This is a genomic window from Bacteroidota bacterium, assembly GCA_034723125.1.
Lineage (GTDB): Bacteria > Bacteroidota > Bacteroidia > CAILMK01 > JAAYUY01 > JAYEOP01.
The window spans coordinates 2,894-18,943 of record JAYEOP010000164.1 but is presented as its reverse complement, the minus strand read 5'-3'; the positions used below and the strand labels follow the sequence as shown (position 1 = coordinate 18,943).

At 29.2% G+C, this 16,050-nt stretch carries 10 protein-coding genes; 4 read left to right on the top strand and 6 right to left on the bottom strand.

Annotated features, from left to right (window positions below; genetic code table 11):
* Nucleotides 1–140: 140 nt before the first annotated feature.
* Entirely contained in the window at nucleotides 141–1,793 is a 1,653-nt protein-coding gene (locus tag U9R42_04940) for an MFS transporter (protein MEA3495363.1), read from the top strand.
* 303 nt (nucleotides 1,794–2,096) lie between these two features.
* Here the strand turns inward: U9R42_04940 and U9R42_04935 are convergent, their stop codons facing one another.
* The 6 genes from U9R42_04935 to U9R42_04910 form a co-directional block, all read right to left on the bottom strand.
* Entirely contained in the window at nucleotides 2,097–3,050 is a 954-nt protein-coding gene (locus tag U9R42_04935; GenBank protein MEA3495362.1) for a TIGR01212 family radical SAM protein, read from the bottom strand.
* A gap of 4 nt (nucleotides 3,051–3,054) precedes the next feature.
* A complete protein-coding gene (locus tag U9R42_04930) occupies nucleotides 3,055–3,948 on the bottom strand; it encodes an AEC family transporter (GenBank protein MEA3495361.1) in 894 nt (297 codons plus the stop codon).
* Between the two features lie 834 nt (nucleotides 3,949–4,782).
* A complete protein-coding gene (locus U9R42_04925) occupies nucleotides 4,783–6,705 on the bottom strand; it encodes a hypothetical protein (protein ID MEA3495360.1) in 1,923 nt (640 codons plus the stop codon).
* Between the two features lie 105 nt (nucleotides 6,706–6,810).
* The gene (locus U9R42_04920) at nucleotides 6,811–8,502 is read right to left on the bottom strand and encodes a hypothetical protein (protein MEA3495359.1); all 1,692 of its coding nucleotides are present in this window, start codon (nucleotides 8,500–8,502) and stop codon (nucleotides 6,811–6,813) included.
* Between the two features lie 164 nt (nucleotides 8,503–8,666).
* Entirely contained in the window at nucleotides 8,667–9,404 is a 738-nt protein-coding gene (locus U9R42_04915) for a hypothetical protein (protein ID MEA3495358.1), read from the bottom strand.
* Nucleotides 9,405–9,597: 193 nt separating this feature from the next.
* Nucleotides 9,598–12,543, bottom strand: a complete 2,946-nt coding sequence (locus U9R42_04910) for a CHAT domain-containing protein (GenBank protein MEA3495357.1) — start codon at nucleotides 12,541–12,543, stop codon at nucleotides 9,598–9,600.
* A 165-nt stretch (nucleotides 12,544–12,708) separates the two neighbouring features.
* Here U9R42_04910 and U9R42_04905 point away from each other — a divergent pair, with 165 nt between their 5' ends.
* The 3 genes from U9R42_04905 (at nucleotide 12,709) to rmuC (ending at nucleotide 15,877) form a co-directional block, all read left to right on the top strand.
* Nucleotides 12,709–13,467: a hypothetical protein gene (locus tag U9R42_04905; GenBank protein ID MEA3495356.1), complete on the top strand. Its 759-nt coding sequence runs from the start codon at nucleotides 12,709–12,711 to the stop codon at nucleotides 13,465–13,467.
* Nucleotides 13,468–13,477: 10 nt separating this feature from the next.
* Nucleotides 13,478–14,251, top strand: a complete 774-nt coding sequence (locus tag U9R42_04900; protein MEA3495355.1) for a hypothetical protein — start codon at nucleotides 13,478–13,480, stop codon at nucleotides 14,249–14,251.
* A 138-nt stretch (nucleotides 14,252–14,389) separates the two neighbouring features.
* Complete coding sequence (rmuC, locus tag U9R42_04895) at nucleotides 14,390–15,877, top strand: DNA recombination protein RmuC (protein ID MEA3495354.1); 1,488 nt, start codon at nucleotides 14,390–14,392, stop codon at nucleotides 15,875–15,877.
* The last annotated feature ends 173 nt before the right edge of the window (nucleotides 15,878–16,050 follow it).

Genomic DNA, 16,050 nt, shown 5'->3' with positions numbered 1-16,050 from the left:
CTGATTTTCAAAACCTGCACTCATTAGTTTTTCGAGTGAACGTAACTTGGTATAAGGTTGATTTCACATTATGAATAATCTCAATTCCAATATTAATCATACATTTGTGCTTTTTTAAAATCAATTTTAAATAATTTACAATGAATACAGAAGTACAAAAAACCTTAAAAGATTCTCCTGCCATGCGCTGGCTTGCTTTATTATTAGTTAGTGGATTAATGCTCGCAACTTATTGGTTTCAAGATTTCTTTTCAGGATTAAAAGGAATGATGGAAACCCAAATGGGATTTAGCAGCGAAGAATTTGGTCGTTTAATTGGTTTAACTACAATTGCCAATATGTTTGGTATGATCATAGTGGGCGGAATGATTTTAGACAAATGGGGTGTTAGAATTGCCGGTCTTGCATTTGGCGGTTTAGCTGTAATTGGCGGTGCAATTACTTCATTGGCAGCTTCCGGCTTCTTTGGACCAGACCATAGCACACAGCTTACCTTTATGATTATTGGACGTATATTATTTGGTTCAGGATTAGAAGTTGTTTGTGTGGTTGCAACCACAACGATGGTAAAATGGTTTAAAGGCTACGAACTTGCTCTGGCGATGGCAATCAATATGGGATTCGGGCGATTAGGCTCGGCTATGGGTATTGCATTATCTCCTGACTTTACAGGTACTGTGCCTCCTGCCGTTACTTTTGCAGCAGCACTTCTTGGTGTAACTTTTATTATGTTTGTAATCTATGTCTTTTTTGACATCAAACTTGACAGACAAATCAAAAGAAATAAATCTTTATTGGCTACAGCTTCTACGGAAAAAAGTGAAGACGATGAATTTAAATTCTCTGATTTATTTAAGTTACTAAAAAATCCTTCATTTATTTATATTGCACTTCTTTGTTTGTCTTTTTATGCGGCAGTTTTTCCATTTATCCAATACTCCCCCGACTTATTAATAAATAAATTTAATTTCACTGCCGAGCTACCGTCTGGAGGTTTTCAACTCAATGGCAGTACATCTTTGGGAACAGCAGTTATTTATATCGGGCTATTTATTTTTGCATTATTGTTTTCAATTGTTCCATCTAAAATAAAATCAATGAGCAAAAAGATGCTTACAGTTGCACTAATTGTTGGCACCTTTGCAATACTTGCTTACATCTTAAGAGACACATTTACAATCTGGTTTAAAAATGGCTCTAAAACTTCAAGCTTAATACCTCTCGGAACAATTATTTTTACACCTATTTTTGGTAATTATGTTGACAAAAAAGGAAAAGCAGCCTCTTTAATGATATTAGGTTCTTTGTTATTAATTTTTGCTCATGTTTCATTATCATTATTTAATAGTGTAATCTTAGCATATCTCGGACTATTTTCTCTTGGTATTGCTTTCTCTTTGGTACCGGCAGCAATGTGGCCTTCTGTGGCTAAAATTGTTCCTCAAAGTAGATTAGGTACTGCTTATGCTTCCATGTTTACAATTCAAAATTGGGGACTTGGATTATTCTTCTGGGGAATAGGTGCTTTATTGCAATTCGTTAACCCTAGTGTTGTTACAGCAAGAACAAAAATTAATGAAACATTTGATGCTCAAGGTCTTAGTACAGACGAAATTTCAGCAAGAGTTTTAGACATGAAAGAAGCTGGTACATTCCCTGTTTATGATTACACAATTCCTATTTTTATTTTGGTAATCAGTGGTGTTATTTCAATTTTCCTTGCGTTTAAACTTAAACAAGCAGACCGCAAACAAAAATATGGTTTAGAGTTACCTTCTGGAAAAACAGCTTAATAAATTTTTTTTTTAATTCTGAAGCTTTTACTAACCAAAGTAAAAGCTTCTTTTTTTTGATTTTATGTTTATACCGAAAGGTTATCATGTAACAGAAAATAAATTTTCTTAACATGCTAATCCATCGGCATAATACTAGATTCTTTTTAATTAAATTGATGGTGGTTTAGTATTATTTGTGTGGGTGAAAAAATATTAAAGCCACAGATTAAAATTAATTTATATACGTCTTTGCGTGAAATTACTCCTACTCAACAGATTGCCATCCTTTGTAATGACGATAAAAAATATCATTCGTTCCTCTCACCTTCTTTTCCCTTGCCAGCTATCTATCTCTTCCATTTTTTTTTCAATTAGATTAAGTAGTTGGTCGTTTCTTAATAATTCCCAAGTTTTTTTTGCAAGGAATCTCGGAGGTACTTCTCCTGCAAATCTTTCTATTGATATTTCGGGATTTAATTTTTCAACAAATTTTATGATAAAATCTATGTATTCATCAAGTTTGAAATTGATAAAATCTTCAGGATTATTTTTGAATTCTTTTTCAATTGCTGTGTTTTTTAAAATTTGCAACTGATGAAATTTAATGCTGTTTAACGGAAGTTCAGAAATAATTTCTGCTTCCTTTAACATCATTTCTTTTGTTTCACCGGGCAATCCGAAAATAAGGTGTGCTCCTGTGTGAATCCCTCTTTCTGCTGTTTTTTTAATTGCTTTTTTTGTTTGTAAAAAATTGTGTCCACGATTTATTCGTTCTAAAGTTTTGTCAAAACAACTTTCTATTCCGTATTCAATTGATATAAAATATTTTTCATTGAGTTGTTTTAAATAATCCAACTTTTCATCATCAACACAGTCGGGGCGAGTTCCTATTGACAACCCAATAATTTCAGGTATTTTCAAAGCTTGTTCATAGATTTCTTTTAATTCATCTAAGGGTGCATAAGTATTAGAATAGGGTTGGAAATATGCAATATATTTATTTGCCTTTCTGTAACGTTTTTTATGAAATTCTATTCCTTCCTGAACCTGCCAATAAACTGATTTTTCGGGATTGTTGTAGGAAGGATTGAAAGCATTATTATCGCAATAAGTGCAACCTCCTTTAGTAATTTTTCCATCTCGATTTGGACAAGTAAATCCTGCATCAATTGTTACTTTTTGAAATCTTTCACCAAATTTCATTTTCAGATAATTTGAGTAAGCATTAAAACGCCTGCTATTTCCCCATGAATATTTTTGTTTTGTAACAGTCATATTTTTATGCAAATAACCATATTAAAATTGGTGTATAAATAATTCCAATCAGAATTGAATAAGAAACAAGGCTTGCTGCAAATTCATCATCAAGTTTTTCGAGAGAAGAAAAAGTAAGTGTATTGTAACCGATGGGAGCAGAGGCACTTATCAAAACAATTGTTTTGGTCAATCCTTCAAAGCCAAATATTATTGTGAAAATATATCCTAAAAGCAAACCACCGAACATTCTGATAGAAATTGCCAAGGACAGAGCTTTAAATTTAACAATTTTACGATTAAAGAACAGTCCGAGAGACAACATTAACAAGGGAATAGTTAGTTTTCCGAGAATTTGTAAAAATTCATTTGTGGTGTTTCCAAACGAAACATCTTTTAGATTAAAAATTACTGCAATTATCATTGCCCAAATAGGAGGTGAAAAAATTAATTTTCTTCTTAAAACCTTTTTACTGTAATTATTTTCACCGTATTTACAAGCTAAAAAATAAACGAATGTAAAAACTATTAATCCATTGCTAAAATCAAAAATAAACAAACGACTTAATCCTGCTTCTCCAAAAGATGCAAAGACAAAGGGTATGATAAAACCATTGTTAATTATCATTGTTCCAACAAGGAAAACGCCTAAGGCTTTTTTGTTAAGCTTTAATTTTTTGCCTGTTAAAGACGAGATAAAATATATTGTTAAAATTATTAATGCTGATGCAAGGGGTAAAAGAGCATATTCGATTTTTAATTCTGCATGAGAAACGGAAGTTAGAATTAAAGCAGGCAAAGCAAAATAAAATACAATTCGCAATAAAATCCCTCCATGCTCCTTTTTAAGAATACTTGTAGCTTTAGCGAGATAACCCAAAACAGCTATTGCAAGTAGAGGTAATATTTCTAAAATCACATCAAACATTTTGCAAAGATAAGTTTTCTAATTCTGAATTGCTTTTTAATCGTGAAAGAACTTTTTAAGTTCTTTTGAAAAAAGTATAGTTATGTTTTTTTGTTTGAACTGTGAAGATAAGAATAGTAGCCAATTGCGGAACTCAAATCTTTCAAGGGGGGTTCTATAAATACATTTCTTTTAAGAAACAAAGATAATGAATAAGATGCAAGGCACAAATTTTTCTGAATAGCATTCCGCGTGTCGCTGAAGCTTTAGCGGAGGCACAAGCTATTGAGAAAAATTTTAACGCAGTCAGATTGTTTATTATCTTTGTTCCCAAAGGGTTTTCAGAGTTTATCATATACTTCTTCAAAACTTTTAACATTATCCCGATAGTGCATCAAAAATTTTCATTGTCTATAAAAAACTCTGAGAATCTTAATGCGAATGTATTTATAGAACCCCCCTCAATTTACTACCTCAAGTTTCGCATTTGAATATAAAGAATTGACATTCGGAAACTTATTAAATGTCGAGTTGTGATAACATAAAGAAAATCAATAGTATAATAATTCCATAATGAATTGTTTCATACTTTGTGATTCTTAGTGTCTTAGAGCCTTCGTGGCTAATTATCAATATCTTGCCACAAAGACACGAAGACACAAAGGAAACACAATCAATGAGATAATATTTTTGAAAATTTTTAAGTTTATGTACATTTGAAGTGGACTCATTTATTTGAAAGGTAGAGGAAATAGAGAAATGCATATATCCTGAGATTAAAAATAAAAACCCCCTTCCCTAATAAATGTAAGGAAAGGGGGGGGGCTTAAAACTCAAACTAAAACACTAATAAACTATATTTCTTGTAACTTTTTGATTTCCTGAAATTACTTTTATCCAGTTAGCTTTATCATCTTTATCAACTGAAAAAGCTAATGATTCTGAATTACCGTTACCACTAATTATAATTTTATCAGTATTATAATTATATTTTTCAGAATTTGTATTTCTTGAAATTTCTTTTGTTTCTAATGGCTCTGTTGATAATAATTTTTGAATATAGGCTGAAAAGAATTTTATTTCTCTTTCACGTTCAATTTTTTGTGTTTCTTTAGTAATTGAAGTAGTAACATAATCATTATGCTTAATCCTATAAGTTGATTGTTGTACTTTTAAGGCATCAGTTTCTGTAATTTTGCACCATCCCATAAATGCCCATTTATCTTTTAGCATTATATTGTTAATAAGAATATCACCATTGTAATCATATTGAATTAGGGAAGAAGCCTCCCAATTATCTTTTGAGCTGGTTTTAACTTTGTAATGAGTAATCTGATATGGTAATCTAAACGATACATTATATTTGTAAGGTAGTAAGTTGGATGAATATTTCTGTTTTGTTTTAATTGAATTATCGCTATTTGCAATATTTGCTATGTATTTGTGTGTAGCAAAATATAGTATGCTTTTCTTTAAAGTATAATTGATATTATTTTTGTCATCATTAATTTTACCTTCAATTGATTTTGGTTGATCATTTCTCAAGTTTCTGCATGTAAAACCGACAGGAACTTTTAAATCAAATGCTTCTGACAAATACAGGTTTGTTGCATATTCTCTTGCAAATAAAGATGCTTTTTTTCTTTTCTCACGACTTACAACAAAATCAACAAATTTTGGATTGTTGGCTTTAATTCCTGCATAGTAAACATCAATCATTTCGTCTAATTCAGCAAGATAACTTTGTTCTTTTGGACTAAACATGGTTTTTACTTCACCTTTTTTCTCACCTTTTTTATTTACAATATCTTTTGTTTTAACCTTTTTCAAAGCCAAAGCTTTATTTATGTTCTTACGTGCTTTTGATTCATTGTCTAAAAGAACATTTGCAATAGCTATATTGTAAAATAAACACCAAGCATTTTTGTCGTTAATAATTGATTCTTTCTTTTTAGTTGTCCCCGGCTTATAGTTTTTCAATTGATTTTCCCAAAACCCAATGCACTCATTAACATTCTTAGTATATTTAGAATCTTTATTATTGTATTTGTAAGAACTCATTAGTTCTATTATTTTCTCCTGAATTTCTTCTGCTTGTTTTTTCTCATCCTTGTCAACACCTTTAATTGTGTAAACAGGGATATTTATACTTTTATAATGAAGTCCAAAATTGTTTTTGATTTGCTCTTTTGCCCAAGTTTTAGCAGTGCTTTTTAGGGCAGCTTGAAGTTGATTGCCTGTAAGTGGCATTCCTGAAGAATTAGGGACATAGCTATTAACCCAAATAGGTTCTTGGGTGAAAATAAGTTTTTTCCCGGGTATGCTGTATAATTTGTAAGAAACTATTGCTTCAATAGACTCTCCTTTTTCTACCCATCTATGGAATACTTTTTCAAGCTTAATGTTATCTTTATCACTTGTCCAGTCTGAAAAATAAACTTCTGCAAGCAAATTTCCATCTGTAGGAAAAACTATAGGAATAAGTTCTGTTTCATTAATTGTTGACTCATCAGCAAGAACTCCTCCCTTGCCAGTTAAGGCACCAGCAATTTTTTCATTTTTAATTACATTTTTTGCTGCTGTTCCAATCATGTTTTTTTCAATTACTTCTAAAGTCAACATGTTTTTTCGTTCTTTTTGAATAGGAAATTGAGGGTAAATAATTCCTCCCATTTTGTTTTTGTACTGATTAAATAATTGTGCTTGTGCAGGAATAATTAAAATTATACCCAGTAAAACTAAGAAGTATTTGTTTGCTAATTTTTTCATAATGTTATTGTTTTATTTTGCTAAAAAAATGTTTTAGAATGATTTAAAATTTATCGTTTTAATAGTTGTAGATCATTTGAGATTAAAAAAAATATTTTTCAAAATTTATTGTATTTCCCTGTATTTTAATTCTTTGTTGAAAAATTCAAGAACATTACCCATTTGATTTTTTACAATTGTTTTAACAGTTTTCGGTGATTTGCTTGCTATTATTTTCAACTCTTCTTCCGATTTTATTTGACCTTTATCGTTTCTAAGACTAGATGGTTTAGCCTTTGAATGTCCATTGTATGAAGTATATATTTTGGAATCGGAGTAAGTATATTTTGCAGAAATTGTTTTGAGCTTTTGAGGATTTGAAGGATCTCTTGCATCCAAAATATCAATGTAATATACTCCTGTCAATATTGACTTGTAAATTGATTTAGTAACCGTACCTTCATATTCATAAAGTTTTATGCTTAATTCATCAGGGTTTTTACCAGATAAACTTATAATCGTTTTTTGTGTTTTGTATTGCTTTTCTGTCAGTTTTTCTTCGGTTCTTTTTTTAGAAGTCGGGTCTATTTCAACCTGATAATATGTTTTTACTTTTTTGCTGGTTACTGTCGGATTTTTTATATAAGTATAAGTTGGGCTTTTACCAGGTTTTAAAATGATAAATCCATGTCCAAGTACTTTTGATGCATTTTCCATTTGATTGATGTCACACATGTGAATGTTACCCATATCTGGTGAATTAGGAGATAGAATATAATTATTTGTTTTTTTCTGAAGGTCGTAATTGAAATTATTCGGTGGGACAATTTTCCCTTCTGCATTTACAACATAAACATTTACTTCTGCTCGTTTTTTTGCTGCTTTAGCTTTTGCTTGTGCATCTTTATAGCCATCTACCCATTTGGAAGCTTCCTCATAAAGTGTAGCGGCTTCAAGTTGTGCTTCAAAGCTTTTTTTAGCCTCCTTGTATGTAGCTTGTTGATAAACAATGCTTGCCGCGTTATTACGTGCTTTTTCTCTCTTCGCTTTAGATTCTTTATAATTTTCTATGTAAGAACAAGCATTATCAATGTATCCAATTCCTTTAGATATATCTTTTATGATATTTGCATTTGCTAATTTTACTCCTTCGTTATAAAATAAATCAGCCATCAATTCTCTGATGTTTTTATAGTCATTAACTTCTTTAAGTGCTTCTTTAAAAAACCATTCCGATTTAGCTTTCTCTTCAAAACTACTCACTGCGTTTAAAAGTCTATGACCTTCATCATAATATACAGCTGCTTTATATTCCTTAACTTGTTCTGTATATTTTTTTGTATAGTCGTATGTTTTATAAAAATGTCCAAATGCATCTTGCGAACGTTTTTTATAGTCTTTTGTACTTTCAATAATTTTAACCGCTGCGTTAAAATGTGCTTCAGCAGCTTTTAGTTTAGCTTCCTTTAGTAATGGTTCATAATCGGTGTATTCAAAAGTAATGCTTTCTTCTTTGTAAGAAATTTCACCGTTTTTAAACTCCTTTATTGTTTTGTTAAGCTTAATCCAATCAGGAATTTTTTCTACCAATACATCATTGCCAAACTCTTTTTTTTCTGCTTCAGCTTTTACACCTTCAATGTCTTTGAGTGCTTGTTCATAATTTTCTTTCAACTGTTTAAATCGTCTTCCTTTAACCTTTTTTAAGCATTTTTCTGCAAATCCCGTTGCTTCCGTTACAGATTCCTGAGCTTGCACTTTAATAGCACTACTTACTAAAATTAAACTTAAAAATAATAATACTAATACATTTTTCATGATTTTCTATTTTTAATTGATTATTTTGATAGTTGCATTCAATTGGATTTTTTGAAATTAAAATTCCTGTTTTCTGTAAAAATAATTTAACTCAGGTCTTTTAAAAAACAAAAGCCCTTATTACAGGGCTTTTTCATTAGTTCAATTTGAATATGTTTGCTTCTTTATTTTATTTCATACTCTTCGTAAGTAAAAGTAAATGTTGTCTCTGATGACCACCAAGTTTGAACTGCTGATGTTGGATAACCATCTGCATCAAAAACATAATTGTAAGAAATCATTAATTTACCGGGATCACTTGCATTGTTTGCCAACCAAACCTCATCAATAAGATTATTGTGGCTCATTGTCCAATGATCAATATCGGCAATTTTGATATGGGTAATTCCCCTGATTGCATCATGACTATAGTCATATTTATAACGAAAAAGCAAAGTTTTATTGAGACTTATTAAATCTTCACCGCTCCAAGAAAGATAAGCTTCAATAATATCATGAGTATATTTTTCAACTTTTCCGTTCTCATCCAATTCTAAAACCCAAGGATAATTATCGCCATTAATTATAATTTCATCATCAGATATTGTAGTAGTAAATGATTCTGTTCCTGAAGAAGCTGTTTTTGTCCATTCAGTAGGGATGCCATCAGCGTTATAAGTAAATTCAAATGTAGTTTTTTGATCTTCATCATTATCTTTTATTATCTCGTGAGTTGATACTAAACCATTAGCATTATATGTATATGTATGGTTCTCAGTGTAGCTACTACCTACAATCTCAATTCCTGTAACTCTTTTTGCAGTGAGAGTTTCTTCAGGTTCATCACCTTCATTGTCTTGTTTGCAACTAACAAATAATACTGATACTGTCATAATTGCAATTAATAATTTTGTAATTTTCATAATCTTGATTTTTAATTAAAAAAAATAATTTCTATTCATTTTGAATAGATATTTATTTGTTGCATTTGCGTTTTGAAAATGAAAAGTAAATATCATTTTTTTTGAATAAAAATCAATCAAGAATGAAAACAAAATATTCTTACTCAAAGATAATGTAATCTTTATAGGACCTTTCTTTATATCAGATGAGTCATTAATTGCCAATCAATATAATTCCACTCCAATCAATAGGTAGTTCTCCATTTTTAATTCCTTTTAATTTTGCTTTTCTTAAAGCTTCTGAGTAAGAACTTCCTTCAAGGATAAATGTGTAAAAATCCAACATAAGGTCTTTGGTTTTTTCATCATGAATTTTCCAAAGTGAAACAACCAAATTAGGAACTCCTGCAAAAATAAATGCTCTTGGAAGAGCCATTATTCCTTCACCTTTCGTTAATTTCCCTGTTCCTGTTTTGCAGGCACTTAGCACAACAAGTTCTGCATTAGTTTCCAGAGTGAAAATTTCATTAAAATAAACAAAACCGTCATTGGTAATATCTTGGATTTTATTATTTAATTCAAATTTGTTAAAAAACAACCCTGAAAGTTCAGGATTTTTTCTTGATGAAAATCCATGTGTTGCAATATGAAGTATTGAGTAATCTTTTATCTGTTGTTTAAAGTTTAATTCGTTTGCATTTTCGTTAATATATACAGTTGCTTTCATTTTGTTTTTAGCAAAAAGCTTTTGAATGCCAAGTACTTCTGTTTCTGAGTACTGTAAAGGTTTTAAATTATTACCGTCTATAATTTCTGTGTAGGAGCTACGTAAAGCAGAGTTGTAAGACAAAGAATTTGTTTGTTTAATTTTCTTATTAAAGTTGGTAAATACCGGTGCAAACCCTATAAAACTATGATTCTCTGTGCTTTTATGAATTTTGCGATTTTTTAACCAAAGGAATAATGAATAGTTATATGAAACAGCAAATTCCTCAATTAAAAAGTTTTCATTATCGGAACAAACAATTGCTTCAAAGGGAATTTGATTTAATTTACCATCAGGTATAAACGTAATTTTGTCAATGTTTTTTATTTCATTTTCAAAAGGTAAAATTAAATAGGAATACATTTCTGAAGCATACTTATTAAAATTATTTGATGCTGTTTTTAACCCTTTATAATAATTCTCTAAAGTTAAATCAAACTTTCTCCCGGATTTAATAGAATTTATTTTTATCTTTTCTCTTCCAAGAAAAACAGAATAAATTTGTTCATCATCTACAAAATAAACAATAAGGGCTTCATTTTTTTTCAATTGCTTTTGAATCTCATGATAATTGATTTCTGAGAATACGTTTTTCTCTTCATCGTTTTTTGTGTTACTTTGCAATTCATAACTTAATTCATAAGCTTCAATTCTATAGTTAAATAATTTTTCTGAAATTTCTTTTTCAAATTCTTTATCAGGACTATTGGTTAAGGCAAATAATTCGTTTTCTAATTTTCGTATCTGTTGCAAAAGCTCTACTTGCTTTGTTGAATTTTGTTTACTTCTGTATTGAGAAGCTACTTGATTTACTTCTGCATTAAGTTTAAAAGCTGTTGCCTTTGAAATAAAGTTTAAAAAATAATCAAGGTATTTTTCATCATTTTTGTTTTTAAATGCTTGATAGCTTACATTTATTCCTATGCTTGCAATATTGTGGTATTTCTCTGCTAAATCTATATCATTACCGCCTATCAGAGTAGCATCAATGTGTTTACGTATTAATGAATCGTTTAAAATAGAATACGAAATACAATGATTCAAGTATTCTTCTTCTTGGGTTTGATTGTAGAGTAAAAAATAATATTTTGCTAAATAAAACAAATTGTCGTATTGATTAAAATTATCAAGAAAATCATTAGTAACAAGTATTTTATTATTAGATATTAATGATTCTTTCTTTAAATAAGTTGTCAAATTTAATTCAGTGTGTTTAATAGCCATTTTATAATTTTCTTTTTTGGCAAAAGTTTTAGCTATTAAAAGATTTGTTCTACTTTGTTTAGGATCTTGCTTTTTTGCTTTTTCAAAGTAATATAATGCTGAATCCGGTTTATTTGCTTCAAGATAATTTTCACCGCATAACATATACGCTCCGCTAAGCATTGGTGAGTTGCTACCGTGATGTTTTGTTACTTGAAATGCCAATTCTTTAAAATCATTGTTTGCTTTAGTATGCTTTTTTAATTTCATAAAAGCCTTAGCTCGTGTAGAAAGTAAATTATAATAAAAATAATTCAATTCATCAATGTAGTTATATTTTTTAATATATTTTTCAGCAGTATCCGCATATCTAACAGCTTCATCGTAAACTCCTAAAGTAAAGTAACTGTTAGCTATATTAATTGTCGTTCCGATAGTATTTGCTGAAGTTGGAAAATTTTTATTAAGTATTTTTAAAGCTTTTTTATTAAATGCTAATTCTAAATTAATTTGATCGGTTGCTTTCATTGCTAAAGCAATAGCCATATAGGTTGAAGCTACATCATGTTGCTTAATTGTTTCATGATATTCATTTGCAACTTTTTCTTTTGAAGTAAATCCTTTTAGTGCTTTTTTATACAAATTGTAAGCTTTATAGTGTTCTTGCATATACATTGTTATCCCGCCAAGATTATAGTAAGCACTTGCCAAATGCAAAGCAGGTGTATTTACTTGCTCATAAATTTTTACAGCATTTTCCATATATGGTTGTGCTAAGAAATATTTAAAATCATACTTCAAAGTAAAAGATGCAATTTGAAGTAAAGTGGCATAGTGAACATTCATGGTATCAATATGCTGACGTAAAAACAAAATTTTCTTTTTTATGTTAGGCATAAGTAATTTACCCATACCTGAACCTACAGGATAATAGGTGCATATATTAAAAAAATACATTGCTTTATTTGTATCACCTTTATTAAAATAAAAATCAAATGCTTTATCCGCAATCCTTGCTACACTGTCGTTTTTTCTTTCTCCTAAGTAATGGTCAACCAATGGATAAAATATTGTATCTTTTAACTCATCATAAGAATCTTCATAGTAGTTTTGAGAAAATATATTAGTTGTAATTGTAAGAAAAAATATTAAGATAAATAAAATATTTTTAAATAAATTGCCAAATTTCATAAGTATATTTTTTTAGTAATGAAAAATTTAAGGTTCAAAAGTAAATAAATTGATTGTTTTTTTTCAAAAAAAGATATTAAAATCAACTATTGAATTAATGCATTGTTTTGTTTGTTATTTTAGTATTTTTGTGCCTCAAAGTCAAGAACAATTGAGATGCAAATTTTGGCAAAAAGCAAAAAAAACAAATGTTTTTCTACTGATTTACTTTTAAAAGTTTGTAATATTATCGTAAAAATGTTTGTTAAAAACGGAAGAATAAATTACAGTGAGTTTGACGACACAAAGCAGGCTGTAATTGAAAAATATCTCTCTAAGAAAAGCAAAATAGAATCTGCATACAATGGTACTGCAAAAGCTGAAACTTATTTATCAGCAGTAATTTACCGAATGGTGCTTGAAACTATCAGAGGGAATAATAGCAAATTAAAAAGAATGATTAACTCTTTTGAAGATGTTGATAATTATTCTACTGAAAAATCTATTGATCCTGAACAACAATTATTAATAAAAAATGAAATAGTTTTTCTTCAAAGAGTAATGTTAACACTTGGCAATAAGCGACATCAAATAGAATTGTATTTAAAATATTACTTAGGAATAAAACTTATAATTACGGATTTAAGAATTTATGTTCCTAATACAGTGTTGTCAGATGTTTTCAATCTTTTAAAAGAAAATAAATTATTAAAAAAACAAGAAAAAATTTTAAATTTATGTAAAATACAGAATATTATTGAATCCAAAACTGTTAAGCCGGATGCTGTAAGAATGTATTTAAATAAAAATATTGAACAAATTATTAATCGATTAAATGGAAATGGCAGAGCTTTTTATACAAAAGATAGTTTTGCTGTGCTGTTTGAATTATTGTGTGATTCTGAAAAAGAAATAAAGCAAGCATTAAAAGTATCTAATTTTTAAATTGACTGTAATGACACAAGAACATTTAAATCCCGAGCAATTAGCTGTGTATGCTAAACTTATCAAGGATAATAAACTATATCAACTGCCAAAAGAAATTGCAGAACATGTTGAATCTTGCGATTTATGCGTGTCAGAAGCGATTGAATTAAGCATGATATTGGATGAAACTGAAAATATTGAGATTGGAAAAAGCAAATTTGAAATCAAAAATAATAATTACAAATATTATAAAATAGCGGCATCTGTATTACTACCGGTAGCTTTAGTGCTTGCAACTGTTTTACTTGTAAAAAACAACAATGAACAAATTACAAAAAATGAAAAAACAATAATTAATGGCAGTGAAAAATCACATAAAACTAAAAAAGTATATTTAACAGAAAAATCTGATTCAATTGATTCCGAAAAAAAGCAAGGAAAAAAGATTGTTAAAACAAATAATGAACCTCAGAAATTGCTTGCATGTTATGTCCCTGATAAAAATATGGAAAAATTAATTAAAAATTTTGACGGAAATTTAAGGGGTAATGCAATTAAAATAATTAGCAAACAAGAACTAAAAGTTAAAGCTAATCAGAAATTTATACTTGAATGGGAAAACCCTGAAAATATTGAACTTACGGTAGAACTTTTTGACAACAAAGGTAAAAGTATTGAGTCTGAGGATACTTCAGGAAATAATTATCCAATTAAGAAAAAACTTAAACCTGCCTTGTTTTATTGGAAACTTTACACACAAGACTTTGACCTTTTGTATTGCGGGAAGATTATTGTTGAGTAATAAAGTAAAAGTTACGTCTTCTTATAGAACCTCCCTATAGTTGTCAATATAATTTCTCTTCATTTTACTTTTTTTTATCTCAAAAAATTCTACCTTCGTTTCAATATTTTTTTGTCAAATAATTAACCGACATCAATTATGGAAATTTTTTTAGTTTTATTAGCAGGATTGCTAATCGGTGGTATTACAATTTGGTTTATCAGAAAACTTATTTTTGAAAAAAATTTTATTGATAAAAACTTTTTTGAGATTCTTGAAAAAGAAAAAGATAAATTAGAAAGTGAAAAGGAATTTTTGAACGAAAAACTTAATGTTGCAACTGATGATTTAAGCACCACAAAGAAAGAAATTGAAGAAATGCGAGTAGCCAAAGAGCAACTTATTTCTCGTCAATCGGAACTAAAAACAAGGCTTGAGAATTCGGATGTTGAAATACAAAATATTAAAGATGAGTTTTTAGAGTTGAAAAATGTTGTTGATAAAAAAGATTCTAATTTTAATGAATTGCAAAACAAAAAAGTAAATCTTGAGGCTAATAATAATTATCTCAAAGAAAAGCTTGAAACACAAAGAAAAGAAATAGAAGAAATAGGTAAAAAATTCAGTAATGAATTTAAAGTTCTTGCTAATCAAATACTTGAAGACAAAAGCAAGAAATTTACAGAACTAAACCAAAATAATATTGAAAAGCTTCTTGACCCTTTGGGAAAGAATATTAGCGAATTTAAAAAGAAGGTTGAAGAAACTTACGATAAAGAATCCAAGCAACGTTTTTCACTTGAAGAAAGAATAAAAGAACTTTCTAAGCTAAACTTAAAAATAAGTGAAGAAGCTAACAACCTTACAAAAGCACTGAAAGGGGATTCAAAAAAACAGGGTAACTGGGGAGAAATGATTCTTGAAAATATTCTTGAACGTTCGGGACTTGTAAAAAACAGGGAATATTTTATTCAAGAATTTTTACGTGATGATGACGGGCAAACAATAAAAGATGAATCGGGAAGAAAAATGCAACCTGATGTAATAGTTAATTATCCTGATAACAGAAAAATAATTATTGACTCAAAAGTATCTTTAACAGCTTATGAAAGATACAGTAATGCCGATGATAAAATAACTCAGGAAAAAGAACTAAAAGATCATATTCAGTCAATAAAAAATCACATTGACAATTTAAGCAGTAAAAATTATCAGGATCACACAGCTTCACTTGATTTTGTAATGCTCTTTATTCCTATTGAGCCGGCTTATCTTACAGCAATTCAGGCAGACCAAAGCCTTTGGGATTATGCTTACAAAAAGAGAATTTTACTAATAAGTCCTACAAACTTAATTGCTGCTTTAAAAATGCTTGCCGACCTTTGGAAGAGAGAATATCAGAATCAAAATGCAATTGAAATAGCTGAACGTGGAGGAAGGCTTTATGATAAATTTGTAAATTTTGTTGAAAGTCTCGAAAGTGTAGGTAATCACATTGATAAATCAAAGAAAAGCTATACGGAGGCAATCTCTCAACTAAAAGATGGTAGCGGCAATCTTGTGGGGCAAGTGGAAAAACTTAAAAAGCTTGGAGTGAAAGCCACTAAAAGCATCCCCGGAAAATTGCTTGATGGAGGATTGAAATAAACAAGACCAAGCTAAAACGGATAACTATGCGTATCAAGAGGAGAACACAAGAAGAAAAATTAATCAGACAAAAAATAATTTAAATTCTAAATGATACATTTGAATGCAACTTGTTATAAAATTGTAATATCTAATATTTTTTAAAAAATTTGGTTATTATTATTATTATTATT